Source organism: Nocardioides sp. Z40_12, assembly GCF_058215795.1.
Map to the genome: position 1 here is coordinate 154,390 of NZ_JBZAJA010000008.1, position 25,136 is coordinate 179,525.

Consider the following 25,136-nt stretch of genomic DNA (forward strand, 5'->3'; position numbering starts at 1 on the left):
AACCTCCGTCCGCGCCCACGAGGGAGCCGCCATGTCCTCGGACGAGACCCGCGCCAGCACCGTGCCTCCGGGATCGACAGTGGAGTGGAGGGACCGCAAGCGACGGCTGTGGCTGATCGGGCTCGTCGTGCCGTCCCTGGCCTTCGTCGGCTACGCGTGCCACGCGGCGACCGGCTGGGGCGTCTGGTTCTGGCTGGGGCCGCTGGTCATCCTGGTCGTCGTCCCGGCCATCGACCTGGTCGTCGGCCTCGACCGCGCCAACCCGCCGGACGAGCTGATCGAGGCGCTGGAGCGGGACCGCTACTACCGCTGGATCACCTACCTCTTCCTCCCCCTGCAGTACGCCGGCTTCATCGGTGCGATGTACCTGCTGATGCGCGGCGACCCCACCGGCTGGTCCTCCGACCTCGGGGCGGTGGACAAGATCGGGCTCGCGGTCTCGATCGGCTGCGTCGGCGGGATCGGCATCAACACCGCCCACGAGCTCGGCCACAAGAAGGAGTCGCACGAGCGGTGGCTCTCCAAGATCGCCCTCGCCCAGGTCGCCTACGGCCACTTCTACATCGAGCACAACCGGGGCCACCACGTGCGGGTGGCGACCCCGGAGGACCCGGCGTCGAGCCGGCTGGGGGAGAGCTTCTACGCGTTCTGGCCCCGCACCGTCGGGGGCAGCCTGCGCTCGGCGTGGCGGCTGGAGAAGCGGCGCTACGCCCGCCGTCGCCAGCACCCCTGGCGGATCGGCAACGACGTGCTCAATGCGTGGCTGATGACGCTGGTGCTCTGGACGGCGCTGGTCGCGTGGCTGGGGATCGGGCTGCTGCCCTACCTGGTGGTGCAGGCCGTGGTCGGCTTCACGCTGCTGGAGGTCGTCAACTACATGGAGCACTACGGGATGCTGCGGCGCAAGGTCGGGGTCGGGGAGCGCCGCCGCTACGAGCGGGTGGACCCCAGCCACAGCTGGAACTCCAACAACATCGCCACCAACGTGCTCCTCTACCACCTGCAGCGGCACAGCGACCACCACGCCAACCCGACCCGGCGCTACCAGGCGCTCCGCGACTACGAGGAGTCCCCGGTGCTGCCCACCGGCTACGCCGGGATGATCGTGCTGGCCCTGGTGCCGCCGCTGTGGCGCCGGGTGATGGACCCCCGGGTGGTGGCCCATTTCGGCGGGGACGTCACGCGGGCCAACCTCAGCCCCCGTCGCCGGGCGGCCTACCTGCGCAGGTACGGCGTGCCGGCCGGGTTGCGGGCGGCCGAGGCGACTCCGGCGACTGGGGCGACGGAGGCGACCCGCTCCCACCGTGCTCCGGAGCAGCCCGCGGTGGCGCGTGTCGCCGGGGAGGTCGCCGAGGAGGTGCTGGCGGCCCGCTGCCCGGGCTGCGGCTACGTCTACGACGTGGTCACCGGCGACGAGCACGAGGGCTTCGCCGCGGGGACGCCGTGGGCGGAGGTCCCGGCGACCTGGAGCTGCCCCGACTGCGGGGTGCGGGAGAAGGCGGACTTCGTGCCGGTCGCGCGGCAGGAGAGCGCGACCTGACGCGGGCGGTCCCGGGGGCGCCTTCCTAGACTCGCGTCATGGCCGCGCCGCTGAGGGACCGCATCGTCGCCGCCGCGGCGGGGATCACCACCGGCAGCGGCTGGGCGCACGTCACGATGGCGCGGCTGGCCGACGAGGTCGGGGTGAGCCGGCAGACCGTCTACAACGAGGTCGGCAGCAAGGGCGCGCTCGCCGAGGCGATGGTCCGCAGGGAGCTGGAGCGCTTCCTGAGCCGGGTGGACGACGCCTTCGACGAGCATCCGCACGACCTGGGGGCGGCCCTGACGGCGGCCGTCCGCGGGGTGCTCGAGCTCGCCGACGACAACGAGCTGCTCCGGGCGGTGGTCTCCGCCACCCACGGGGCCGACACCGAGCTGCTCCCGCTCCTGACGAGCCACTCCAGCGTGCTGCTCGACCCCGCCGTCGCGGTCGTCCGGGCGCGGGTGGCCGGCTACGAGGTGCCGCTCACCCCAGCCGAGCTCGACGTCTCGATCGACGTGATCGTCCGGGTGGTGCTCAGCCACGTGATGCAGCCCTCCGGCACGCCGGAGCGGACCGCCGCCGGCCTGGCCTGGCTCGCGGCGCGGGTGCTGCGCCCCGCACCGGAGGTGCCACCGCCCAGCGGGTGAGCCGGGCGTCGCCGGTCGGAGGTCGGGCGCTCAGAGGTCTCGCGGTGGGAAGCCCTCGGACGGCTCCTCCGGACTGCGTCGCAGGTTGAGGATCGCCACCGCCAGGCCCCCCCAGATGATCACCATCGCCACCACCATCATCACGATCGCCGAGGTGCTCATCGCAGCGCTCCCTTCTCGTCGGTCTGCTCATCCGCGGGAGCCGCTCCGCCCGGGGGCGTCGGCGCCGCCTCGGTCTCGCCCGGGTCCTCCAGGGAGACCCCGCCGCGCCACGGCACCGGCGCCAACACGTAGCCGAGCAGCATCACCAGAGCCGCCGAGCCCCACCCGAAGCAGGCGAGCATCCAGGTCGGGTAGTCGCCGTACGGGGTCTCGATGTCGGTCCAGAAGCCCTGGGCCAGGACGTAGATGAGGGCGGCCGGGGTGACCAGCCCGACCAGCAGCCGCCACCAGAGCCCGAGGGTGATCGCACTCCCCTCGGAGAGGTGTGTGGCGAGCCGCGGAAGCGCCCGCAGGCCCCAGGCCACGACCACCATCGAGACGACCGCGACCAGCAGGATGCCGAACTGGTTGATGAAGTGGTCGACGATGTCGAGGACGTGCAGCCCGCTGGTGCTGGAGAAGAGACCGACGCTGAGCAGGGCGGCCGGCACCGTGACCACGGCGGCGGCGGCGCGCCGGCCGAGGGCGAACTTGTCGCGGACCGAGGCGATCACCACCTCGATGATCGAGACCAGCGAGGTGATGCCGGCGATCACCAGGGAGGCGAAGAAGAGGACGCCGATGAAGGCGCCCCACGGCGCCTCGCTGATGATCGCCGGGAAGCCGATGAACGCCAGCCCGACCCCGCTCTGCGCGACGTCGCCGACCTCGGTGCCGCTGGCCTGGGCCATGAAGCCGAGCGCGGCGAAGACCCCGATGCCGGCCAGCAGCTCGAAGCCGGAGTTGGCGAAGCCGACCACCAGCCCCGAGGAGGGCATGTCGGTCGAGCGGTGCACGTAGGAGGAGTAGGTGATCATGATGCCGAAGCCGATGGAGAGCGAGAAGAAGATCTGTCCGAAGGCGGCTCCCCACACGGTCGCCTCGGTCAGCGCGTTCCAGTCGGGGGTGAAGAGGGCGTCGAGGCCCTCGGCGGCTCCCGGCAGGAAGAGCGAGCGGACCACCAGCGCGCCGAAGGTGAGCACCAGCAGGGGGATGAAGACGACCGAGACGAGCCCGATCCCCTTCTGCACCCCGGCGAGCATGACGGCGATGACCGCCACCCACACCACCAGCAGCGGGACCAGCACCCCGGGCACCAGCTCGGCCGTGACGCCCGGGTCGCTGAGCTGGAGGAAGTCGCCGGTGAAGAAGCCGCCCGGGTCGTCGCCCCACGCCTTGTCGATCGAGAAGAACGTGTAGCGCAGCGCCCACGCGACCACCGCGGCGTAGTAGACGGCGATGACGAAGCAGACCCCCACCTGCCACCAGCCGATCGACTCGGCGGGACGGCTCATCCGCGCGAAGGAGAGCGGCGGTGAGCCGCGGTGCCGGTGGCCGATGGCGTAGTCGAGGAAGAGGAAGGGGATTCCCGCGGTCAGCAGGGCCACCAGGTAGGGGATGACGAAGGCGCCGCCGCCGTTGTCGTAGGCGACGTAGGGGAACCGCCAGATGTTGCCCAGCCCGACCGCCGACCCGATGGCGGCCAGGATGAAGACCTTGCGGGAGGAGAACCCCCCGCGACTGGCCTCCCGTGCCTCTTCCGACCCGACCGGCGTGCTGGCCATCTGACCTCCCGAGGTGTGACGTCCGCTGCGGCCCGATGCTAGCGGCTGGCCCGCTCGGTAGCGTGGAGGTGTGGGGTCACCACGGAGCGGACGCGTGCGGGGGCCGGCGCTCGTCGGAGCGCTGATCGTCGGGGTGCTGGTCGCCGGGACGCTGGGCGGCTGCGCGGGCGCTGCCGAGCGTGCCGACCGCACGGCCCCGGAGGAGGCGCCGGCCCCGTCCGGGCCGGGCTCGCCGGCGATGGGACCGGCAGCACCCGGCGACGCGGGCAGCGCGCCCACGACGGCGCCGCCGGGCCCGCTGACCGCCCCCCTGCTCCCTGCCGACCTGCTGGTGCACACCCGGCGGACGCTCACCGACGAGGAGGTCGCCCGGGTCCGCGAGGTCCCCGGGGTCGACCACCTGCTCGCGCTCTCCCTCGGGCAGGTCGCGGTCCAGGACCGGGCCCTCTCGGTCGCCGCGGTCGACCCGGCGGAGTACCGGCGGTTCACCGAGCGCCGCACCGCCCAGCACCAGGCGGTCTGGGAACGGGTGGCCGCCGGCGACGCCGCGGTCGATCCCGGCGTCGTCCGCCGCCTCCGGCTGGGCGAGGAGCTGCGGCTCGGCCACGAGGAGGACGCCCCGGTCGCGCGGATCGGTGCGCACGCCGCCCAGGTGCCGCAGGTCGACGCGGTGCTCAACGCCGGGTGGGGGGAGCGCCTCGGCCTGCCGCCGGACAACGCCCTCCTGGTCTCCACGGCGGCGTCGGCCCCGCAGGTGGTCCGCCCCCGGCTCGAACGCCTCCTCGGCCGGCTGCTGGGGCAGGAGGTCTCGGTGCAGGTGCTCGGCCCCGACCTGGACGTCTCGGCCGTCCGGACGGCGTTCCTCACCGGCGGTTCGGTGGCGGCGGCGGTCGGCTCCTTCTCCTACCGGCTGCTCGGCGGGGGGCGTATCCGGCCCGACGAGGAGTGGGTCGCGGCCAACATCCGCACCGAGACGGTGCCGCTGCTGGGCTCGGTGACCTGCCACCGGGTGGTGCTGCCCCAGCTGCGGGCGGCGCTCACGGAGGTCGAGACCAGCGGCCTGGCCGGCGAGATCCACCCCGAGGAGTACGCCGGCTGCTACCACCCGCGACTGATCGCGGGCTCCAGCACGCTCTCGCTGCACTCCTTCGGGATCGCGCTCGACCTCAACGTGCCGGGCAACCAGCGCGGCACCCCGGGCGAGCTGGACCCGCGGGTGGTCGGCATCTTCGAGAAGTGGGGCTTCGCCTGGGGCGGCCGGTGGGCGTGGACCGACCCGATGCACTTCGAGATGGACCGCCTGGTCGAGCCCCGCTGAGGCCCGGCCTCAGGCACTAGGGTCGCGGTATGCCTGAAGCCCTGGCCCACGTGGGATGGAACTGGATCACGGTCGCCTTCGGCGTCTTCCTGATCCTGTTCCCGGTCTGGTACCTGCAGTTCGCCTGGCGGCGACGCCGGACCTGGACCCTCGCCGAGGCCACCGTCGGCAGCGTCCGGTTCAGGGACAACTCGGCCTCGGGCGGCAACAGCGGCACCGTCGTCAAGTACCGCTACACCGACGCCTCCGGGCAGGAGCGCGTCGGCCAGGACGAGCCGTGGTTCCGCAAGCCCAAGCGCAAGAGCAAGGTGTGGGTCCGCTACGACCCCGAGAACCCCGCGATGAGCGAGGTCGCGACGCCGCTGTGGGGGGAGCTGACCATCGCGGCGTCCTTCCTCCTCGCGGGCGGGGTCCTGGTGGTGATCGGCCTGACCTACAAGGGCTGACTCCGGGCAGCGCGCCCAGGAGTGCTGGGCTCGATGCCCATCCGCTCGTCGCGCGCTTCCGCCTAGGCTGACCGCCATGCGCGCACTCCAGGTCGTCACCCCCACCGGTCCCGCCGACGTCGAGGTCCGCGAGGTGCCCGATCCCACCGCCGGGCCCGGCCAGGTGCTGGTCGAGGTGCACAGCGTCGGCGTCGCCTTCCCCGACCTGCTGCTCTCCAAGGGCGAGTACCAGCTCAAGCCCGAGCCCCCGTTCACCCTGGGGGTCGACCTGGCCGGGACGGTCGCGGCGCTCGGCGAGGGCGTCGAGGGGTTCGCGGTGGGTCAACGGGTCGCCGGGGTGCTGCCGCACGGCGGCGCCGCCGACCTGGTCGCGGTGCCGGCCGACTTCGTCTTCGCGCTGCCCGACCACACGACGTACGACGAGGGCGCGGCGCTGCCGATGAACTACCTCACCGCGCAGTTCGCCCTCGCCGAGCGGGCCGGGCTCGAGGCGGGCGAGACCGTGCTGGTGCACGGCGCCGCGGGCGGCGTCGGCACCGCGACCGTCCAGGTGGCCAAGGGCATGGGCGCCCGGGTGATCGCGGTGGTCTCCACCGACGAGAAGGCCAAGGTGGCGCTGGCCGCCGGCGCGGACGAAGCGGTGCTGCTCGACGGGTTCCGGGCCGCGGTCAGTGAGCTGACCGGAGGCCGCGGGGTCGACGTGGTGCTCGACGTGGTGGGCGGCGACGCCTTCACCGACTCGCTGCGGGTGCTGGCGCCCCAGGGGCGGCTGCTGGTCGTCGGCTTCGCCGCGGGCCAGGGCATCCCGGAGGTCAAGGTCAACCGGCTGCTGCTCAACAACGTCGACGTGCGGGGCGTGGGCTGGGGCGCCTACGCGATGACCCGCCCCGGCTTCATGCAGCAGCAGTGGCGCGCGCTCGAGCCGATGCTGGCCAGCGGCGTGGTGAAGCCGCCGGTCGGCGCGACCTACGAGCTCGAGGAGTTCGGCCGGGCGCTCGCCGACCTCGAGGGCCGCAAGGCGCTGGGCAAGCTGGTGGTGCACCTGCGTCCCTGAGACGCGGGACGTCCCGGGCCCCTCCGCGCGGAGGGACCCGGGACGTCGTACGTCGGCTCAGGCGCGGCCCAGGTCGTCCTGGTCGTGCCGGTCGTCGTGCCGGTCGTCGTGCCGGTCGTGCCGGTCGTCGTGCCGGTCGTCGTGCCGGTCGTGCCGGTCGTCCTGACCGGTGTCGCTCCGGTCGTCGTGCCGGTCGTGCCGGTCGTCCCGACCGGTGTCGCTCCGGTCCCGACCCTGGTCGTGCCGGTCGTCTGAGTCGAACCGGTCGTCCGAGTCGAACCGGTCCTCCCGGCCGGGCTGGTCGGGCCTCATCTCGGACCCGGTGTCGGGCCTCGCGTCAGGCCCGGCCTCGGGCTCCGTGCCGGGCCTCGCGTCAGGCCCGGCCCCGGGCTCGGTGGCGCGGTCCGGGTCGGCGCTCTCCTGCGCTCCTTCGATCATGTCCCGGATGGCGTCCGCCTCCTGCTCCACGGTGTCGGGGTCGACCAGGTCGTCGGCCTGCTCGGTGAGCACCGCGACCCACCGGTCCAGCACCTCGGTGGCCTGACCGCTGTCGTAGAGCTCGGCCTGCAGGCGCTCCCGCGCCTCGTCGTAGAGCTCGGCGAACTCCTCGACCTCCAGGAACCGCTCCACCAGCGGGTTGTCGCGGCCGCCGGGGCCGCGCCGGCCGTCCTGGCCGGGTCCGCCGAGCCCGTCCTGTCCGTCCGGGGTGAAGCCCTCCGGCAGCTCGGGCATCCCCTCCGGGGCCTCGGGCGTCCCCTCGGGCGTCCCCTCGGCCATCTCCGGCGCGCCCTCCGGCCGCTCGGGCGGCTGGGGCATGCCCTCCTCGGGCCGCTCCGGCATCCCCTCGGGGGTCTCGGGCATCCCCTCGGGCGTCCCCTCGGGCGTCCCCTCGGGCGTCCCCGGCGCGCCCTCCGGCCGCTCGGGCGGCTGGGGCATCCCCTCCTCCGGCTGCTGCGGCATCCCCTCGGGGGTCTCGGGCATCCCCTCGGGCGCGGAGCCGGCGCGGTCGTCGTCCGCGCCGCGAGCGACCGGGCCGTCCGGGGTCAGGCCGAAGGCCAGGTTGTGGTCCCAGGCGACGACGGTGAAGCGCTCGGCGTCGGCGTCCCACCACAGGTAGGCGTTGTTGCCGGGCCCGTCGATGTCGTCGACGTTGCCGATCAGGTCCTCGAAGGCCAGGTAGGTCGCGAAGGACTCGACGTCGAGCCGCTCCGGCAGCTCCTCGGCGAACTCCTCGTCGGAGGAGTTGTTGACGAAGTCGAGCAGCTCGATCAGCGGGGTCAGGTCGTCCTCGTCCCCGGTCTCCTGGTCGAAGACGTCCTCGTAGGCCTGTGGGTCGTCGCCCCGGTAGGACCAGTCGCCCTCGGACTCGGCCTTGTAGAGGATCCCGTCGCCGTCGAAGTTCTCCTCGGCCCACGTCTCGTCCAGGTCCTGCACGACGAGCCGGAGCTCCTCGTCGGCGTCGTTGACGGAGAAGGAGGTGGCCATCGCGTGCTCGCTGGCCAGGCCGCTCTCCTCGAGGAGGTCGAGGGCGACCGCCTCGTTGAGGGAGGTCTCGGTCTCGTTGCCGCGGACGACGAACTCGGTGAAGCCGTCGAGGGACTGCCCGTCGACGAACTCGTCGAGCCGGATCAGCCAGGGCAGCTCGGTGGGCTCGGAGTCGGCGTCGATGCCGCGCAACGAGGAGTTGCCCTTGAGCCGGAGGCCCGCGTCGGTGAACTTCTCGCCGTCGATGGTGACGTCGGCCTTGAGCCACTCCTTCTCGCCGTCGCGCAGGTAGGTGTCGATCATCGCCGTGACCTCGTCGGGGTCGACCTGGACGTCGATGTCGTGCAGCGTGGACTGGTCGAAGACGTCCGCGTCGTCCGCGGAGCCGGAGCCGGAGCCGGCGGCGTTGCCGGCCTGGCAGCCGCTCATCAGCAGGGCGAGCCCGACGGTGGACGCGAGCGTCGTCCTCTTCAGTGATCGGGTGGACATGTCCCTCCTCGGTGGGTGTGGTCCTCGGATGTCCACCACGATGCGTCGCCCGGCTGTCCGGCTCCTGGGTCGTGGCTGTGGATCCGCTGTGAGCCCACATCGCCTGAGCGCACAGGAAATGCACAGCCCTCTGACAGGTGCAGCAGGACGGATCGGGTGCACCCTGGAGGGGTGACCGACAGCGCGCCTCCGCTCACCCGCGCCGACGGCAGCCCCCTGCGGGTCCTGGTCGTCGACGACGAGGCCAACCTGACCGAGCTGCTCGCGATGGCGATGCGCTACGAGGGGTGGCAGGTCGGCGTCGCGCACACGGGGCGGACGGCGGTGGAGCGGGCCGACGAGCTCCAGCCCGACGCGGTCGTCCTCGACATCATGCTGCCCGACTTCGACGGCCTGGAGGTGATGCGCCGGATCAGGCGGCGCCACCCCGAGGTGCCGGTGCTCTTCCTGACCGCCCGGGACGCCGTCGAGGACCGGGTCTCCGGTCTCACCGCGGGCGGCGACGACTACGTGACCAAGCCCTTCAGCCTCGAGGAGGTGGTGGCCCGGGTCCGCGCCCAGCTGCGTCGCTCCGGGGCCCTGGCCCGCACCAGCACCTCCACCTTGGTGGTCGGCGACCTCGAGCTCGACGAGGACAGCCACGAGGTGCGGCGCGGGGGTGAGGAGATCAGCCTGACCGCGACCGAGTTCGAGCTGCTCCGCTACCTGATGCGCAACCCTCGGCGGGTCCTCTCCAAGGCCCAGATCCTGGACCGGGTCTGGAACTACGACTTCGGCGGTCAGTCCAACGTGGTGGAGCTCTACATCTCCTACCTGCGCAAGAAGATCGACGCCGGGCGGAAGCCGATGATCCACACCATGCGCGGGGCCGGCTACGTGCTGAAGCCGGCGGAGTAGCGCCGTGAGCCGCCCCTCCCGCGCCGGTGTCGGCCCGTCGTCGCTGACCGCACGGCTGACCGCCACGGTGGTGGTGCTCGTCGCGCTGGTCAGCGTGGTCATCTCCGCGCTGACCACCGCGGCGATCTACGACCGGCTCACCGACGAGCTCGACCAGAAGGTGGCGCAGTCCCACGAGCGCGCGGTGGGCGCCCTGGCCGCCGGCGCCCCGGGCGAGCCGCCCCGGGACCGGCGACCCGGCGGGGGGCCGGAGGTGCGCGGCCAGGACGCGGGCACGCTCAGCGCGGCGAGGTCGGGGGACGAGAGCTCCGGCTGGGTGATCGAGGAGAGCGGGGCGCTGCGCATGCTGGGCGAGGAGGACCTGGCGGTGCTCGCCGGGCTGGAGCCGGGCGAGCAGGTGGCGACGGTCGAGCTGCCGGAGTCCGGGGACTACCGGGTGCGGGTCAGCGAGGTGGGCGGCGTCGTGGTGACCACCGGGCTGCCCACCAGCGGCGTCAGCGAGACGGTCCGCACCCTGGTCGGCTGGGAGGCGCTGTTCACCCTGGTGGTGGTGGCGGTGGCCGGCGGCGTCGCGGTCGCCGTCGTCCGTCGTCAGCTGCGGCCCCTGAGCCAGGTCGCCGCCACGGCACGCCGGGTCGCGGCCACCGACCTGACCAGCGGGGAGATCGGGGTGACCGCCCGGGTCCCGGACCGGCTCGTCGACTCCGGCACCGAGGTCGGCGAGGTGGCCGCCGCCCTCAACACCATGCTCGGCCACGTCGAGTCGGCGCTGGCCCAGCGGGAGCGCAGCGAGCAGCAGGTGCGGCAGTTCGTGGCCGACGCCTCGCACGAGCTGCGCACCCCGCTGGCCACCATCACCGGCTATGCCGAGCTGAGCCTGCGCGACCCGGAGCCCGAGACCCTCACGCACGCGATGCGCAAGGTGCGGGGCGAGGCCGCGCGGATGACCTCGCTGGTCGAGGACCTGCTGCTGCTGGCCCGGCTCGACGCCGGGCGGCCGCTGGCCCGCGACGAGGTCGACCTCACCCGCCTGGTGATGGAGTGCGTCGAGGACGCCCGGGTCACCGGCGCCGACCACCGGTGGCTGCTGGAGCTGCCGGCCCGGGCGGTCACCGTGGTGGGCGACGAGGAGCGGCTGCACCAGGTGCTGGTCAACCTGCTCAGCAACGCCCGGCGGCACACTCCGCCGGGCACCACCGTGGTCTCCTCGGTCGAGCGGGCCGACGGGGCGGTCACGGTGGCGGTGACCGACGACGGCCCCGGGATCGACCCGGCGCTGCTGCCCGACGTCTTCACCCGCTTCACCCGCGGCGACGCGGCCCGGTCACGCGACGACAGCGGCGTGGGCCTCGGCCTCGCGCTGGCGCGGGCGATCGCGCGCGGCCACGGCGGGGAGCTGGTGGTCACCTCCGAGCCGGGGCGGACCAGGTTCGTCCTCACCCTGCCGGCTCCGCGGTGACCCGGGCGACGCCGCGACCTCACCCCCCAGCGAGCGCCTTACTCGGCGAGCGGGTCGCCGGTCGGCTGGGCCGGCGGGTAGGCGGCGTCGTGGCAGAGCCAGGGGATCCACTCGCCCTCCTCGTTGCCGGCCCGGACGCAGTAGCTGTAGACGGGCACGCCGTCCTCCCCGGTGTCCGTATCGGTGGTCACCTCGACCGTGACCCCCTCGCGCGGCGAGAAGGTGGCGGCGCCGATCTCGGCCTCCGCGCCCTCGAGCACGAGGGCCACCGGCTCGACCTGGTTGAGGACGAGCTGGTACTGGAGCCAGGCCATGTCCTGGCGGTCCAGGTACATCTTCCGGTCCTCGTCGAGCCCGCGGTCCAGCCACATGGCCGCCGGGAGCAGTGCCGCCAGCAGCAGCAGCGCCCCGACCAGCAGCAGGAGGGGGACCCTGCTCCGCGTCGTCGTCGGGGGCGAGTAGGCGCGACTGGTCATGGGCACATGGTGCCGCACGCGCGGTAGCCAGGTCTCGTCGGACCCGGCCGTTATGGTGGCGGCGTGAGCATCCTCGACGACGCCCGTGACGGCATGGACCGCGACACCCGCCCCCAGGACGACCTCTTCGGTCACGTCAACGGGGCCTGGCTGGAGTCCGTGGAGATTCCCAGCGACCGCAGCAGCTGGGGTCCGTTCGTGATGCTCGCCGACGCCGCGGAGGCCCAGGTCCGGGCCATCATCGAGGAGCTGACCGCCGACCCGTCGCGCGGCGCGGAGCCGGAGGACGCCCGCAAGATCGCCGCCCTCTACGCCTCCTTCATGGACACCGGGACGATCGCCGCCCGGGGGGCAGCCCCGGTGCAGCCGCTGCTCGCGGCGGTCGACGCCCTCCAGGAGGGGGAGCTGGCCGGGTTCCTCGGCGGGTTCGAGCGCCTGGGCGGCGGCGGTCTCTTCGGTTCCTACGTCGACACCGACGCCAGGCAGTCCGACCGCTACCTGCTCAACCTGACCCAGGGCGGTCTCGGCCTGCCCGACGAGAGCTACTACCGCGAGGAGAAGTTCGCCGAGATCCGCGACAAGTACCTCGCCTACCTCACCCGCCTCTTCGAGCTCGCCGGGCGACCGGAGCCGGAGGCCTCGGCGAAGGCCGTGCTCGAGCTCGAGACCCGGCTGGCCGAGGGCCACTGGGAGCGGGCCGAGACCCGCGACGTGCAGAAGACCTACAACCTCACCACCCGCGAGGAGCTCGACCGGCTGGCGCCCACCTTCGACTGGGGGCAGTGGATCAGCGCCCTGGCCGGCGGCCGCGAGGGCAGCGACGGGCTGATCGCCGAGACCTGCGTGCGGCAGCCCTCCTACCTCGAGCACCTGGCCAAGGTGATCGTCGAGGTCCCGCTCGACCGGTGGCGCCCGTGGCTGGCCGCCAAGGTGCTCCGCTCCCGCGCCGCCTACCTGACCGACGACTTCGTCGAGACCAACTTCGACTTCTACGGCCGCACCCTGAACGGCACCCCCGAGCTGCGCGAGCGGTGGAAGCGCGGGGTCGGGTTCGTGGAGGGCGCGATCGGCGAGGCGGTGGGCCGCGAGTACGTCGCCCGCCACTTCCCGCCGCGCTCCAAGGAGCTGATGGACGACCTGGTCGCCAACCTCCTCGAGGCCTACCGGCAGTCCATCGCCGCCCTCGACTGGATGACCGACGAGACCAAGCAGCGGGCCTTCGACAAGCTGGCCACCTTCCGCCCCAAGATCGGCTACCCCGACCGCTTCCGCGACTACTCCGCGCTCCAGGTCTCGGCCGACGACCTGCTGGGCAACGTCGCGGCGGTCGCGGAGTTCGAGACCGACCGCGAGCTGGGCAAGCTCGGCGGGCCGGTCGACCGCGACGAGTGGTTCATGCTCCCGCAGACGGTCAACGCCTACTACAACCCCGGCACCAACGAGATCTGCTTCCCCGCCGGCATCCTGCAGAAGCCGTTCTTCGACCCCGACGCCGACCCGGCCGAGAACTACGGCGGCATCGGCGCGGTCATCGGTCACGAGATCGGCCACGGCTTCGACGACCAGGGCGCCCAGTACGACGGCGAGGGCAACCTCAACGACTGGTGGACGGCCGCCGACAAGGCCGCCTTCGAGGTGAAGTCCAAGGCGCTGATCACCCAGTACGACGCCTTCGAGCCCCGGGCGCTCCCCGGCGAGAAGGTCAACGGCGCGCTCACCGTGGGCGAGAACATCGGCGACCTCGGCGGCCTCACCATCGGCCACAAGGCCTACATGATCGCGACGCAGGGAGCGGCCACGCCCGAGGAGCGCCGCACGCTCTTCCTCAACTGGGCCTACTGCTGGCGCACCAAGCGGCGCAAGGAGCAGGAGCAGCAGTACCTCACCGTCGACCCGCACTCGCCGCCGGAGTTCCGCGCCAACATCGTGCGCAACCTCGACGAGTTCCACGAGGTCTTCGGCACCGCCCCGGGCGACGGCCTCTGGCTCGAGCCGCAGGACCGCATCCGGATCTGGTGATCCCGGGCGGGCTCACCCCACCCGGGCGCAGACCAGGTCCAGGTTGAGCACGTCCGGGGTCTCGGGGTCGGAGTTGTAGCCGTAGGCCCAGGCCTGCCTGCCGTCCCGCCCGATCTCCTCCTGGGTGCCGTCGAGGATCCCGTCGAAGTAGCTGGCCGCACCCAGGATCCGCTTCCCCTCCGGGCACTCGGCGCTCACCTCCCCGCCGCTCGCGGGGCCGACCGTGCCGGTGAAGGTGACCACCTCGTAGCCGGTGACGCCGGGTGCCCCCGCCGGCCCCGCAGGCCCGGCGGGCCCGGCCGGACCGGTGCGGCCCCGCAGGGCGGCCGCGCTGCGCCGGTGGAGGTCCTTGGTGGTCAGCGAACCGTCCCTGACGTCCTTGGTGGTGACGGTGCCGTCCTTGATGTGCTGGCCGGTGACGACCAACGCGGCGCTGGCCCCGGTGGTGGCGGAGAGCGCGAGCAGGGCGCCGGCGACGGCGATGGTGGGCAGGCTGCGGCGCAGCGTGGGCAGGGCGGTCATGGTGGTGGCTTCCTGGGAGGGCGGGTCGTGGCCCCTTGTCTACTCCGCCGACGCCCCGCGTGTGGCCTTTTCGGCCGGTCATCGGGTGGTGCTCCTGGAGAAGGGGGCACGGCAGGACGACGCCGACCCTGCCGATGACCGGGACACCCCCCGGCCCTGGCGCTGGGTGCGCGACGAGGTGCGGGTTCGCCCGGAACGGGGGTCCTGGGGAGCCACGTGTCGGCGACGGTTGCTAGACAGGGGGCATGACCCCCACCGGAAGCCCCGCGGGCAGCTCGACCGGCAGCCCAGCCGGCAGCCTCACCGACCCGTCCGTGTCCGACGAGGCGCGCCGCGGCGTCCGGGCGGAGGCCGAGCGTCACCTGCGTGCCCTGGTCGGCAGCGACGACGCCGTGCTCCGCGAGGACCAGTGGTCCGCGATCGAGGCGCTGGCCGTCGACCGCCGCCGGGCGCTGGTGGTCCAGCGCACCGGATGGGGCAAGTCGGCGGTCTACTTCGTCGCCACCCTGCTGCTGCGGGCCCAGGGCGCGGGGCCGACGGTGATCGTCTCCCCGCTGCTGGCCCTGATGCGCAACCAGATCGCCGCCGCCGAGCGGGCCGGCATCCGGGCGGTCACCCTCAACTCCACCAACATCGAGCAGTGGCAGCCGATCCACGACGCGATCCACGCCGGCGAGGTCGACGTCCTGCTGGTGAGCCCGGAGCGCCTGAACAACCCCGGCTTCCGCGACGAGGTGCTGCCCCGGCTGGCCGCCTCCGCGGGCCTGCTGGTGATCGACGAGGCCCACTGCATCTCCGACTGGGGCCACGACTTCCGGCCCGACTACCGCCGCATCCGCACCCTCCTCGGCGACCTGCCCACCGGGATCCCGGTGCTGGCCACCACCGCCACCGCCAACGCCCGGGTGACCGCCGACGTGGCCGAGCAGCTCGGCTCCGACGTCCTGGTGCTCCGCGGCTCGCTCGACCGCGAGTCGCTGCGGTTGGGCGTGGTCCGACTCAAGACCGCCGAGCAGCGGCTCGCCTGGCTCGCCGACCACCTGGCCGAGCAGCCGGGCTCCGGCATCGTCTACTGCCTCACCGTGGCCGCCACCCAGGAGATCGCCGACTACCTGCGCTCCCGCGGCCTCCAGGTCGCGGCGTACTCCGGCCAGACCGAGGCGAGCGAGCGCCAGGCGCTCGAGCAGGACCTGGTCGAGGGCCGGGTCAAGGCCCTGGTCGCCACCAGCGCCCTGGGGATGGGCTTCGACGCCCGGCTCGGCTTCGTGGTCAACATGGGGGCGCCGGCCTCCCCGGTGGCCTACTACCAGCAGGTCGGCCGCGCCGGCCGCGGCACCGACGAGGCGACAGTGGTGCTGCTCCCCGCCACCGAGGACCGCGACATCTGGGCCTACTTCGCCTCGCTGTCCTTCCCGCGGGAGGAGCTGGTGCGCCAGACCCTGGAGGTGCTCGGCGGTGCCGACCGGCCGCTGAGCACCGCCGCGCTGGAGACCTACGTCGACCTGAGCCGCTCCCGGCTCGAGCAGATGCTCAAGGTGCTCGACGTGGACGGCGCGGTCCGCCGGGTCCAGGGCGGGTGGACCGCCACCGGCCAGCCGTGGAGCTACGACGCCGAGCGCTACGCCCGGGTGGCCGCGGCCCGGGAGCGCGAGCAGCAGGCGATGCTCGACTACATCACCACCGACAGGTGCCGGATGTGGTTCCTGCGCGACCAGCTCGACGACCCCGACGTGAGCGAGCGGTGCGGGCGCTGCGACAACTGCGGCGGGCTCCGGCTCTCGACGTCGGTCTCCGAGCAGTCGGTCGAGGCCGCGCACGAGCGACTGGCCCGGCCCGGCGTGGTGATCGAGCCCCGCAAGATGTGGCCCAGCGGCCTGGCCAACCTCGGGATCGAGCTCAAGGGCAAGATCGCCGACGGCGCCGCCGACGGCCGGGCGGTCAACCGGCTCACCGACCTCGGCTACGGCTCTCAGCTGCGCGACCTCTTCCGCACCGGCCCCGAGGGCGAGGCGCTCGACGGTCCCGTGCCCGTGCCGCTGGTCCGGGCCGTGGTCGAGGTGCTCAACGACTGGCGACCCCGGGTCGAGGCCATCGTCTTCGTCGAGTCCGCCCGCCGCCCGACGCTGACCCGGGACCTCGCCGAAGGGCTCTCGCGCTACCTCAAGGTGCCCGTCGTCGGAGCCTGGGCGATCGTCGACCCCGAGGTGCCGGCCGGCAAGGGCGCGGCCAACTCCGCCCAGCGGGTCGCCGCGGTCGGCCGCCGCTCCGCGCTGCGGGCCGACGTCCCGGCGGGGCCGGTGCTGCTGGTCGACGACCTGGTGGTCACCGGCTGGACCCTCACCCTCGCCGCCCGGGCGATCAGGGCGGCCGGCGCCACCGAGGTGCTGCCGCTCACCCTGGCGGTCAACGGCTGAGCCGGCCCCGGCCGCCCCCGCCGTCGCCCGCGGGTGTGGGTGAACGGGCTCCGCGGACGCTCGCCCGCCCGGGGTCAGTGACCCATCATCGCGGTGGGGTCGACCGGCTCCTCGGGGGGCTTGCGGGGCAGGAAGAACGCCGGGATGAGCACGCAGCCGACCAGGATGGTGCCGACCACGAAGACGGTGGCGAACGCGTCGGCCAGCTCCGGCAGGGCGACCGGCGCCAGCGCCTCCAGCTTGGCCTTGAGCTCGGCGGCCTCGGCGCCGCCGACCTGCGAGAGCATCCCCTTCAGGCCCAGGTAGTTGCCGGCGGAGTCGGAGGCCTTGATCTGGTTGGTGAGGATCACCGAGAAGAGCGCCGTGCCCATCGAGGCGGCGACCTGCTGGGTGATGTTCATCAGCGTGGAGCCGCGGGCGATGTTGTGGTCGGTCAGCGTCTGCAGCGCCGAGCCCATGATCGGCATCATGGTCGCGCCCATGCCGAGGCCCATGACGAAGAGCGAGCTCAGGATGAAGGTGTAGGAGGTGTCGGCCTCGAGCTGGGTGAACATCGCCATGCCGAGTGTGACCAGCGAGATGCCGACGAGCACCACCTTGCCGGGGCCCTTCTTGTCGGCCAGGAACCCGGCGATCGGCATGGTGACCATGGCGCCGATCCCCTGCGGGGCCAGCAGCAGCCCGGCCCCGAGGGCGTCCTCGCCGCGGACCTGCTGGAAGTAGAGCGGGAAGAGCAGCGAGGCGCCGAAGAAGGCGATGGCGAAGAAGGCCATCGCGATCACCGCGACGGTCATCTTCATGTTGGAGAAGAGACGCAGCTCGACCAGCGGGTGCTCGTTGCGGCGGTTGAGCGCCCACGGGACGAAGGCGGCGACCAGCAGCAGGCCGAGCGTCGCGGTGACGCCGACCTCGGCGTGGAAGAAGGTGCCGTGCTCGGGGATCGAGGAGACGCCGTAGAGGAAGAGTGCCAGGCCGGGGGAGAGCAGCAGCATGCCGATCCAGTCGAAGGTCTCCGACGGCTCGACGTGGTCCTTGGGCAGCACGATGACGGCGTAGACGAGGGCCAGGCCGCCGATCGGCAGGTTGATCAGGAAGATCCAGTGCCACGAGGCCGCCTCGATGAGCCAGCCGCCCACGATCGGGCCGAAGATCGGGCCCAGCAGCATCGGGATCCCCAGCACGGCCATCACCCGGCCGACCCGGTGCGGGCCGGCGGCGCGGGTCAGGATCGTCATGCCGAGCGGCATCAGCATGCCGCCGCCGAGACCCTGCAGGACCCGGAAGATCACCAGGGTCTGCAGGCTGTCGGCCACCGCGCAGAGCACCGAGCCGGCGGTGAAGAGGCCGACCGCCAGCAGGTAGAGCCGCTTGGTGCCGAACCGGTCGGCCGCCCACCCGGTCAGCGGGATCACCGAGGCCAGCGCCAGCGTGTAGCCGGTCATCGTCCAGGCGACCTCTGCGGAGGTCGCCTCGAACTCGTTCTGGAAGGTCTCCAGCGCCACCGACACGACGGTGATGTCCAGGATCGACATGATGGCGCCGAGCACCACCACGCCGGCGACGAGGAGGACGTTCTTGTCGAGCCGGTCGTCGGCGGACGGCTGGTCCGGGGTCGTTGCTTCGGTCTGGGTGCTCACCGGGGAAGGCTAGTGCTTGCCCCGGTCAACGATCACCTGCTTAAGAAGTGTGCTGCGTCACCCCGCCAGCAGACCCTCCACGGCCGCCACCAGGGCCGGGTCGTCGGGCTCGGTGGTGGGCCCGAACCGGGCCACGGGCCGGCCGTCGGCGGCGACCAGGAACTTCTCGAAGTTCCACTGCACGTCGCCGGTGTGACCCTTGTCGTCGGCGAGCTCGACCAGCGGCTCCAGCACCGGGTGGCGGCCCTCGCCGTTGACCTCGATCTTCTCGGCCATCGGGAAGGTGACGCCGTAGGTGGCGGAGCAGAACTCCGCGATCTCCTCCGCCGTCCCCGGCTCCTGGCCCATGAACTGGTTGCAGGGCAGGCCGACGACGGTGAAGCCGCGGTCCGCGTACTGCTCGTGGAGCGCCTCGAGCTTGGCGTACTGCGGGGTGAGCCCGCACTTGCTGGCCACGTTGACCAGCAGGGCCGGGCGGCCCCCGGTCAGGTCGCGCAGGGAGCCGGGCGTGCCGTCGAGACGGGCGAGTGGGGCGTCCAGGATGCTCATCCCAGGCACACTAGCCGCAGGCCGGTGGGAGGTGGGGGCTAGCGTCGTGGGGTGAGCTTCGTCCCCATCACCGGCCCCGCGACCTTCCGTGCCGGGAGGCCGCCGCGCCGGTCGACCATCGAGTTCACGGGTGGCCGCTCGGTCTCGATGCCGATCTCCGCGGCCATGCCGGTGCTGGCCCGAGCCCAGCGGGAGCTCGGCGCCACCGAGGGCCGCCCCGTCCACCCGAGCGTCGCCCTGCTCGCCGGCGCGGCCCACCTGGGGCTGCGCCTGGTCGCCGAGGGCCGTTTCGAGCCGCACCCCAGCCAGCCGTGGTGGCAGGTCGCCCCGCTCGACAGCGCCACCGAGGACAGGATCACCCAGCTCGCCCGCTCCCGTGCCTACGGCGACCTCGACGCGGCCGCCGCGGAGGGCATCGTCCGTGCCGTCCTGGAGGCGGTGGTCGACGCGATGCCGCGACGCACCCCCACCCGCCCGACTGCGGTGCCGAGCTATCCCAGCCGCCTCCAGGAGCGCCTGGCCCGGTTGAAGGAGGAGGAGGCCCAGGCCGACGAGCGGCCCCAGCTGGTGCGCCTCTCGCTGCGCGTCGAGGCGGCCGAGGAGGAGCTCTACGCCGGTGAGCTGCGGCTCGTGCCCCAGGTGCACGCCGAGGGCGGGGTCCACCTCGTGGCCGACGCCGCCGAGCTGTGGCTGGAGTCGGGCCCGGAGGCCAGCCACGGCTTCGGGGACCGCGCGCGCGTGCACGCCGGGCTGGCGCTGCGGCAGGCGGCCGACGCGTGGCCGGTGCTGGAGCGGCTGCTCGACGTCCGGGTCCCCGACCGGATCACCCTCGCCGCGGACGAGGTCGTCGACCTGCTCTCCGGGGGCCTGGGGGCGCTCCAGGCGATCGGCGTCGAGGTGCACTGGCCCCGCGAGCTGGGCCGCGAGCTGACCTCACGGGCGGTGCTCGAGCAGACCTCGCCGCGCCTGTCGCCCGACGAGCCGCTGCAGAGCTCCACCCTGGGGGCCGAGGCGCTGTTCGCCTTCAAGTGGCAGGTCTCGCTGCACGGCGACCCGCTCACCGAGGAGGAGATGTCGCTGCTGGCCGAGTCGGCGGCCTCGGTGGTGCGGCTGCGCGACAGCTGGGTCGTCGTCGACCCCGCGACCGCCGACCGTGCGCGCAAGCGGCTGATCCGGACGGTCAAGCCCGCCGCCGCCCTCGCCGCGGCGCTGACCGGGGTGACCCAGGTGGAGGCCGGCCCCGAGGGTGGCTCCCCGGACGTCGAGGTGGTGGTGGGCGCCTCGCTGCTCAAGGTCCGCGAGCGGCTGCGCACCGCGGCCACCCGCGAGCCCGTCCCGGTGCCGGCCTCGCTGAAGGCGACGCTGCGCGACTACCAGCGCCACGGCCTCACCTGGCTGGCCGAGCTCACCTCGCTCGGCCTGGGGGCCTGCCTGGCCGACGACATGGGGCTGGGCAAGACCGTGACCCTGATCGCGCTCCACCTCCACCGCGCCGAGACCGGTCAGGCCGCGGTGGGCGCCTCGGGCACTGGTGGCACCGTCGGCGGACCGACGCTGGTGGTCTGCCCCGCCTCGCTGCTGGGCAACTGGGAGGCCGAGGTGCAGCGCTTCGCGCCCGGCGTCCCGGTCCGTCGGTTCCACGGTGGGGCCAGGTCGCTCGAAGGGCTCGAGGGCGGCTTCGTGCTCACCACCTACGGCACGATGCGCAACGACGCGGCGGTGCTGGCCGGGGTCGACTGGGACCTCGTCGTCGCCGACGAGGCGCAGCACGTCAAGAACGCCCGGTCGGGCACCGCGAAGGCGCTGCGCACCATCGACAGCCGGGCCCGGGTCGCCCTGACCGGCACCCCGGTGGAGAACAACCTGACCGAGCTGTGGGCGATCCTCGACTGGGCGATCCCCGGGCTGCTGGGCAGCCGGCTGGCCTTCCGCCGCACCTGGGCCTCCCCGATCGAGGCCGGGGTGGACCCGGCGCTCACCGCCCGCTTCGCCGACCTGGTCGCGCCGTTCCTGCTGCGCCGCCGCAAGTCCGACCCGGGGATCGCCCCCGAGCTGCCGCCCAAGACCGAGACCGACCACCTGCTGGGGCTGACCCGCGAGCAGGCCGTCCTCTACGAGGCGTTCGTCCGCGACCGGATGGAGCGCATCGAGCGCGCCGACGCCGAGGCGCGCCGCGGCCTGGTGCTGGCGATGCTCACCGGCCTCAAGCAGATCTGCAACCACCCGGCCCACTTCCTCAAGCAGCCCGCGACCAACCTGGCCGGTCGCTCGGAGAAGGTCGACCTGCTCGACGAGCTGATCGGCACGGTGCTGGCCGAGGACGGCGCGGTGCTGGTCTTCACCCAGTTCGTGGCGATGGCCCGGCTGCTCGAGCAGCACCTGGCGCGCTCCGGCATCCCGCACCAGTTCCTGCACGGCGGCACCCCGGTGGCCGAGCGCGAGGCGATGGTGCGGCGCTTCCAGGCCGGCCCCGAGGACCCTGGCCACGTGCCGGTCTTCCTGCTCTCCCTCAAGGCCGGCGGCACCGGGCTCAACCTGACCCGCGCCGACCACGTCGTCCACTTCGACCGGTGGTGGAACCCGGCGGTGGAGGACCAGGCCACCGACCGGGCGCACCGGATCGGGCAGACCCGCCCCGTCCAGGTGCACCGGATGATCACCCAGGGCACCGTCGAGGAGCGCGTCGCGGAGCTGCTCGCCCGCAAGCGCGGGGTCGCCGACGCCGTGCTGGCCCGCGGGGAGACGGCGCTCTCCGAGCTGGGCGACGAGGAGCTGCGCGACCTGGTGGCCCTCAGGTGAGCCGGCGATGACGGCGTCCGCCCCACCGGTCACCTTCCCCCGGCTGGCGCCGCGGCGCGGCCGGGCGACCACCACCTGGTGGGGCAAGGCCTGGGCGCGGAGCCTGGAGGAGGCGGCGTACGGCGAGCAGGACCTCACCCGTGGCCGCCGCCTGGCGCGCGAGGGCGCGGTGGGTGCCATCTCGGTGAGTGTCGGCGGCTACCTCGCGGCGGTCGCCGAGCGGGACGACGCGTGGACGGTCAGCGGCACCGTGGAGACCCTGGACGAGGCGAGCCGGCTGCTCTTCGCCGAGGTGGCCGCCGCCAGCACGGGACGGATCCCGGCGCTGCTCTCCGGGGACCTCCCGCTGGACATGGTGGAGGACTGCGAGGAGGTGGGCGTCGAGCTGGTCCCGTACGCCGGCGACCTGGCCTGGACCTGCAGCTGCGACCACTGGGTCGACCCGTGCCGGCACGCGGTCGCCGTCGCGGCCCAGGTCGGCTGGCTGGTCGAGGCCGACCCGCTGGTGCTGCTGCACCTGCGCGGGGTGCCGCGCGAGGAGCTGCTGGCCCAGGTGCACGCGATGACCGTGCGGTCTCCGGGGCGCGGCGCCCCGGCCGGTGAGTGGCCGGACGAGGACGGCGAGAGCGACGGGCCGCTGGAGAGCGACCTGGAGACCGGGACCGACGCGGCCCTGCGCGCCCGGGTCGCGCTGGGCGAGTGGGACCCCACCTCCGAGTGAGGACGTGTCCCACCGACGCCCGCCGCGCCGGGGTGAACCGGCGCTAACCTGTGCCGATGACCCGTCGCGAGCAGATCCTGGAGACCGCCGCCGGGCTCTTCGCGGCCCGCGGCTTCCACGGGGTCTCGGTGGCCGAGCTGGGCGCCGCCTGCGGGATCAGCGGGCCGGCGCTCTACAAGCACTTCCCGTCCAAGGACGCGATGCTCGCCGAGATGCTGGTGCGGATCAGCGAGGAGCTCCTCGCGGTGGGCCGCGAGCGGGTCGAGTCGGCCGAGGGGCCGGCGGCCGCCGTGGCCGCCCTGGTCGAGTGGCACACCGACTTCGCGCTGCGCCACCAGGCGCTGATCGTGGTGCAGGACCGCGACTGGGAGTCGCTGCCCCCGCAGGCCCGCGAGCAGGTCCGCGGGCTGCAGCGCGCCTACGTCGACCTGTGGGCCGAGCAGCTGCGGCACCACCACCGCGACCTCGGCGCCGACCGGGCGCGCGCGATGGCGCACGCGGCGTTCGGCCTGCTCAACTCCACCCCGCACAGCCGGCTGCTGCCGGACGAGGAGATGCGCGACCTGCTGGTCACGATGGCCCACGGTGCCCTGGGCGTGCCGACGGCCTCGCGCCCCGCGGCCGGCGGATGAGGGACGCCTACAATGCCAGCCGTGCCTTCACCCTCCCAGCCGGACACCGCCGCGACCGCGCCCGTCGAGCTCAGCATCGTGATGCCGTGCCTCAACGAGGCGGAGACCCTGGAGACCTGCATCCGGCAGGCGCGGGCGTTCCTCGACGACCACGGCGTGGTCGGTGAGGTGCTGATCGCCGACAACGGCAGCACCGACGGCTCCCAGCAGATCGCTCTGGAGAACGGCGCGCGGGTCGTCGAGATCCCGGAGAAGGGGTACGGCGCCGCCCTCATCGGCGGCATCACCGCCGCCCGGGGCCGCTTCGTCGCGATGGGCGACGCCGACGACTCCTACGACTTCGGGACGCTGATGCCGTTCCTGGAGCGGCTCCGCGCCGGTGACGACCTGGTGATGGGGAACCGCTTCCTCGGCGGGATCGCCGAGGGCGCGATGCCGCCGCTCCACCGCTACCTGGGCAACCCGGTGCTGACCTTCGTGGGCCGGCTCTTCTTCCGGACCCCCTCGCGGGACTTCCACTGCGGTCTCCGCGCCTTCAACCGGGCCTCGATCCTGGCGCTCGACCTGCGCACCACGGGGATGGAGTTCGCCTCCGAGATGGTGGTCAAGGCGAGCCTGGCCGACCTGAAGGTCAGCGAGGCGCCCACCACGCTGCGCCCCGACGGCCGCAGCCGTCCGCCCCACCTGCGCAGCTGGCGTGACGGGTGGCGGCACCTGCGCTTCCTGCTCCTCTACAGCCCGCGCTGGCTCTTCTTCTACCCCGGCATGGCGCTGGCGCTGCTCGGCCTGCTGACCACCGGTGTGCTCCTCGCCGGCAGCGTCCGGATCGGCGGGGTCGGGCTCGACGTCGGCACGCTGCTCTTCGGGATGGGAGCCGCGATCGTCGGCTACCAGGGGGTGATCTTCTCGGTGCTCTCCCGGGTGTACGCGGCCGCGGAGGGGCTGCTGCCCCCGGGCAGCCGGCGGTTCCGGGCCTTCGAGCAGCGGCTCAACTTCGAGACCGGCATCATCGTCGGCCTGGCCTTCTTCGTCGCCGGCGTCGCGATGACCCTGGTCGCCGTCCTCAACTGGGGCGACGCGGGCTTCGGCCGGCTGGACACCTCCACCTCGGTGCGCCTCAGCGTGCCCGCGGTGCTCGGGCTCGTGCTGGGCGCGCAGACGATGATGGCGGGGCTCTTCATCTCGCTGCTGCGGATCCGCATCTCGCGCCCCAGCCCGACCGGCCCCCACCCGACCGACCCCGTCCCCGTCGTCGCCGGCCCCACCACCGGCACAGCGACCGGCCCCACGACCGGCTCCACCACCGGCACAGCGACCGGCGCAGCGCCCGGGTCAGCGACAAGCGCAGCGCCCGGGTCAGCGACGACCGCGTAGGTCCGCGAGCAGCATCGAGGCCTTCTCCCGGCCGGCCGTCAGCCGGCCGCGGAGCACGTCGGCCAACGCCTGCAGCGCCAGGTGCGCCCGGGTGACCGGCCGGCGGCGGGCGGCACGCTCCGAGCGGCGCCAGCCCCGCCGGCCCGCGGCGTCGGCCATCTCCTGGAGGAACCCCAGCTCCTCGGCGAACCTCGAGGCGTCGGCGGTCAGCAGGGAGGTCTGGCTGCCCCCGTGCCGGCGGTACTCCAGCAGCGGGGTGCGGATGCTGTGCAGGGCGTGGCCCTCGAGCAGCTGGCGGCAGGTGAGCTCCCAGTCGGGCACGAACCGCCACCGGGTGGTGAACGGCGCCTCCCCGAGCAGGGAGCGGCGCAGGCACATCGTCGGGCAGACGATGTAGTTGCCCCGCAGCAGGCCGGCCAGGCCGGCGTCGCCACGCACGTCGTGGTCGCCGCCGCGGCCGCGCAGCACGGTCTTGGCGACGTCGGCGGGGGTGCTGGTCGGGCTGCCGTCCGCGCCGATGACGGCGGCGTCGGTGAAGACCACCGAGACGTCGTCGGCGACCCGGGCGGTCGCGGCCAGCACCCGCTCGGCGTACTCCGGCAGCAGGCGGTCGTCGCCGTGCAGCAGGGTGACCCACGGGGCGCGGGCCAGCCGGACGCACTCGTTCCAGTTGCCGGCGAGCCCGAGGTTCTCCTCGTTGACCACGTAGCGGATCCGCGGGTCGGCGTACTCGGCCACCAGGTCGGCGGCGGGCTCGGGGCCACGGTCGTCGACGACGAGCAGCTCCCAGTCGTCGCGGGTCTGGGCCAGCACCGACTCGATCGCCTCGCGCAGGTAGTCCCGGCCGGCGTAGTAGGGGATCGCGAAGCTGAGGGGTGGGACCGGCATGGGCGCACCCTATCGAGCGTCG

Annotated in this window: 21 protein-coding genes; 13 read left to right on the top strand and 8 right to left on the bottom strand. The window is 73.5% G+C overall.

The features are described from left to right. The first annotated feature begins 31 nt into the window (after positions 1-31). Both AC4BG9_RS15670 and AC4BG9_RS15675 read left to right on the top strand, forming a co-directional pair. Complete coding sequence (locus tag AC4BG9_RS15670; RefSeq protein WP_490572044.1) at positions 32-1,540, top strand: fatty acid desaturase; 1,509 nt, start codon at positions 32-34, stop codon at positions 1,538-1,540. Between the two features lie 38 nt (positions 1,541-1,578). Continuing rightward, the gene (locus AC4BG9_RS15675) at positions 1,579-2,169 is read left to right on the top strand and encodes a TetR/AcrR family transcriptional regulator (RefSeq protein WP_490572045.1); all 591 of its coding nucleotides are present in this window, start codon (positions 1,579-1,581) and stop codon (positions 2,167-2,169) included. Positions 2,170-2,199: 30 nt separating this feature from the next. On the opposite strand, the gene AC4BG9_RS15680 is transcribed toward AC4BG9_RS15675, so the two are convergent. Together AC4BG9_RS15680 and AC4BG9_RS15685 are read right to left on the bottom strand one after the other, a co-directional pair. Then, complete coding sequence (locus AC4BG9_RS15680) at positions 2,200-2,331, bottom strand: methionine/alanine import family NSS transporter small subunit (protein ID WP_490572046.1); 132 nt, start codon at positions 2,329-2,331, stop codon at positions 2,200-2,202. Beyond that, positions 2,328-3,935 carry a sodium-dependent transporter gene (locus AC4BG9_RS15685; RefSeq protein WP_490572047.1) on the bottom strand — a complete coding sequence of 536 codons (1,608 nt, stop codon included), beginning with the start codon at positions 3,933-3,935 and terminating at the stop codon, positions 2,328-2,330. Before AC4BG9_RS15685 ends, AC4BG9_RS15680 begins: the two co-directional genes overlap by 4 nt. 70 nt (positions 3,936-4,005) lie before the next feature. Between AC4BG9_RS15685 and AC4BG9_RS15690 the strand changes: the two genes are divergently transcribed. From AC4BG9_RS15690 to AC4BG9_RS15700, 3 genes are all read left to right on the top strand, one after another. After that, positions 4,006-5,253, top strand: coding sequence for a M15 family metallopeptidase (locus AC4BG9_RS15690; protein ID WP_490572048.1), 1,248 nt, complete (start codon positions 4,006-4,008; stop codon positions 5,251-5,253). 29 nt (positions 5,254-5,282) lie between these two features. Beyond that, positions 5,283-5,699 carry a DUF3592 domain-containing protein gene (locus tag AC4BG9_RS15695; protein WP_490572049.1) on the top strand — a complete coding sequence of 139 codons (417 nt, stop codon included), beginning with the start codon at positions 5,283-5,285 and terminating at the stop codon, positions 5,697-5,699. A 76-nt stretch (positions 5,700-5,775) separates the two neighbouring features. Further along, entirely contained in the window at positions 5,776-6,753 is a 978-nt protein-coding gene (locus tag AC4BG9_RS15700; RefSeq protein WP_490572050.1) for an NADPH:quinone oxidoreductase family protein, read from the top strand. 57 nt (positions 6,754-6,810) lie between these two features. Here AC4BG9_RS15700 and AC4BG9_RS15705 read toward each other — a convergent pair whose 3' ends face one another. Continuing rightward, positions 6,811-8,727: a CotH kinase family protein gene (locus tag AC4BG9_RS15705; RefSeq protein ID WP_490572051.1), complete on the bottom strand. Its 1,917-nt coding sequence runs from the start codon at positions 8,725-8,727 to the stop codon at positions 6,811-6,813. Between the two features lie 171 nt (positions 8,728-8,898). Between AC4BG9_RS15705 and AC4BG9_RS15710 the strand changes: the two genes are divergently transcribed. After that, entirely contained in the window at positions 8,899-9,624 is a 726-nt protein-coding gene (locus tag AC4BG9_RS15710; protein ID WP_490572052.1) for a response regulator transcription factor, read from the top strand. A gap of 4 nt (positions 9,625-9,628) precedes the next feature. Continuing rightward, the gene (locus AC4BG9_RS15715; RefSeq protein WP_490572053.1) at positions 9,629-11,083 is read left to right on the top strand and encodes a sensor histidine kinase; all 1,455 of its coding nucleotides are present in this window, start codon (positions 9,629-9,631) and stop codon (positions 11,081-11,083) included. A 38-nt stretch (positions 11,084-11,121) separates the two neighbouring features. On the opposite strand, the gene AC4BG9_RS15720 is transcribed toward AC4BG9_RS15715, so the two are convergent. Beyond that, a complete protein-coding gene (locus AC4BG9_RS15720; RefSeq protein WP_490572054.1) occupies positions 11,122-11,559 on the bottom strand; it encodes a hypothetical protein in 438 nt (145 codons plus the stop codon). 63 nt (positions 11,560-11,622) lie between these two features. Between AC4BG9_RS15720 and AC4BG9_RS15725 the strand changes: the two genes are divergently transcribed. Next, positions 11,623-13,578 carry a M13 family metallopeptidase gene (locus tag AC4BG9_RS15725; protein ID WP_490572055.1) on the top strand — a complete coding sequence of 652 codons (1,956 nt, stop codon included), beginning with the start codon at positions 11,623-11,625 and terminating at the stop codon, positions 13,576-13,578. A gap of 12 nt (positions 13,579-13,590) precedes the next feature. Here the strand turns inward: AC4BG9_RS15725 and AC4BG9_RS15730 are convergent, their stop codons facing one another. Then, positions 13,591-14,100 carry a hypothetical protein gene (locus tag AC4BG9_RS15730; protein WP_490572056.1) on the bottom strand — a complete coding sequence of 170 codons (510 nt, stop codon included), beginning with the start codon at positions 14,098-14,100 and terminating at the stop codon, positions 13,591-13,593. A gap of 245 nt (positions 14,101-14,345) precedes the next feature. Between AC4BG9_RS15730 and AC4BG9_RS15735 the strand changes: the two genes are divergently transcribed. After that, positions 14,346-16,514 (top strand): RecQ family ATP-dependent DNA helicase, encoded by a 2,169-nt coding sequence (locus AC4BG9_RS15735; protein WP_490572057.1) that lies wholly within the window; start codon positions 14,346-14,348, stop codon positions 16,512-16,514. Positions 16,515-16,588: 74 nt separating this feature from the next. On the opposite strand, the gene AC4BG9_RS15740 is transcribed toward AC4BG9_RS15735, so the two are convergent. Together AC4BG9_RS15740 and AC4BG9_RS15745 are read right to left on the bottom strand one after the other, a co-directional pair. Further along, positions 16,589-18,151 carry a DHA2 family efflux MFS transporter permease subunit gene (locus AC4BG9_RS15740; RefSeq protein ID WP_490572058.1) on the bottom strand — a complete coding sequence of 521 codons (1,563 nt, stop codon included), beginning with the start codon at positions 18,149-18,151 and terminating at the stop codon, positions 16,589-16,591. Positions 18,152-18,208: 57 nt separating this feature from the next. Continuing rightward, positions 18,209-18,700, bottom strand: a complete 492-nt coding sequence (locus tag AC4BG9_RS15745) for a glutathione peroxidase (protein WP_490572059.1) — start codon at positions 18,698-18,700, stop codon at positions 18,209-18,211. Between the two features lie 51 nt (positions 18,701-18,751). Between AC4BG9_RS15745 and AC4BG9_RS15750 the strand changes: the two genes are divergently transcribed. From AC4BG9_RS15750 to AC4BG9_RS15765, 4 genes are read left to right on the top strand one after another with little or no spacing between them, the layout of a single operon-like run. After that, entirely contained in the window at positions 18,752-21,499 is a 2,748-nt protein-coding gene (locus AC4BG9_RS15750; RefSeq protein ID WP_490572060.1) for a DEAD/DEAH box helicase, read from the top strand. A 7-nt stretch (positions 21,500-21,506) separates the two neighbouring features. Beyond that, on the top strand, positions 21,507-22,220 hold the full coding sequence (locus tag AC4BG9_RS15755) for an SWIM zinc finger family protein (RefSeq protein WP_490572061.1): 714 nt from the start codon (positions 21,507-21,509) through the stop codon (positions 22,218-22,220). Between the two features lie 56 nt (positions 22,221-22,276). Continuing rightward, entirely contained in the window at positions 22,277-22,852 is a 576-nt protein-coding gene (locus tag AC4BG9_RS15760; RefSeq protein WP_490572062.1) for an SACE_7040 family transcriptional regulator, read from the top strand. A gap of 21 nt (positions 22,853-22,873) precedes the next feature. Further along, positions 22,874-24,226, top strand: coding sequence for a glycosyltransferase family 2 protein (locus AC4BG9_RS15765; RefSeq protein ID WP_490572063.1), 1,353 nt, complete (start codon positions 22,874-22,876; stop codon positions 24,224-24,226). On the opposite strand, the gene AC4BG9_RS15770 is transcribed toward AC4BG9_RS15765, so the two are convergent. Next, the gene (locus AC4BG9_RS15770; protein WP_490572064.1) at positions 24,209-25,114 is read right to left on the bottom strand and encodes a glycosyltransferase family 2 protein; all 906 of its coding nucleotides are present in this window, start codon (positions 25,112-25,114) and stop codon (positions 24,209-24,211) included. The genes AC4BG9_RS15765 and AC4BG9_RS15770 overlap by 18 nt on opposite strands. Positions 25,115-25,136 lie beyond the last annotated feature (22 nt).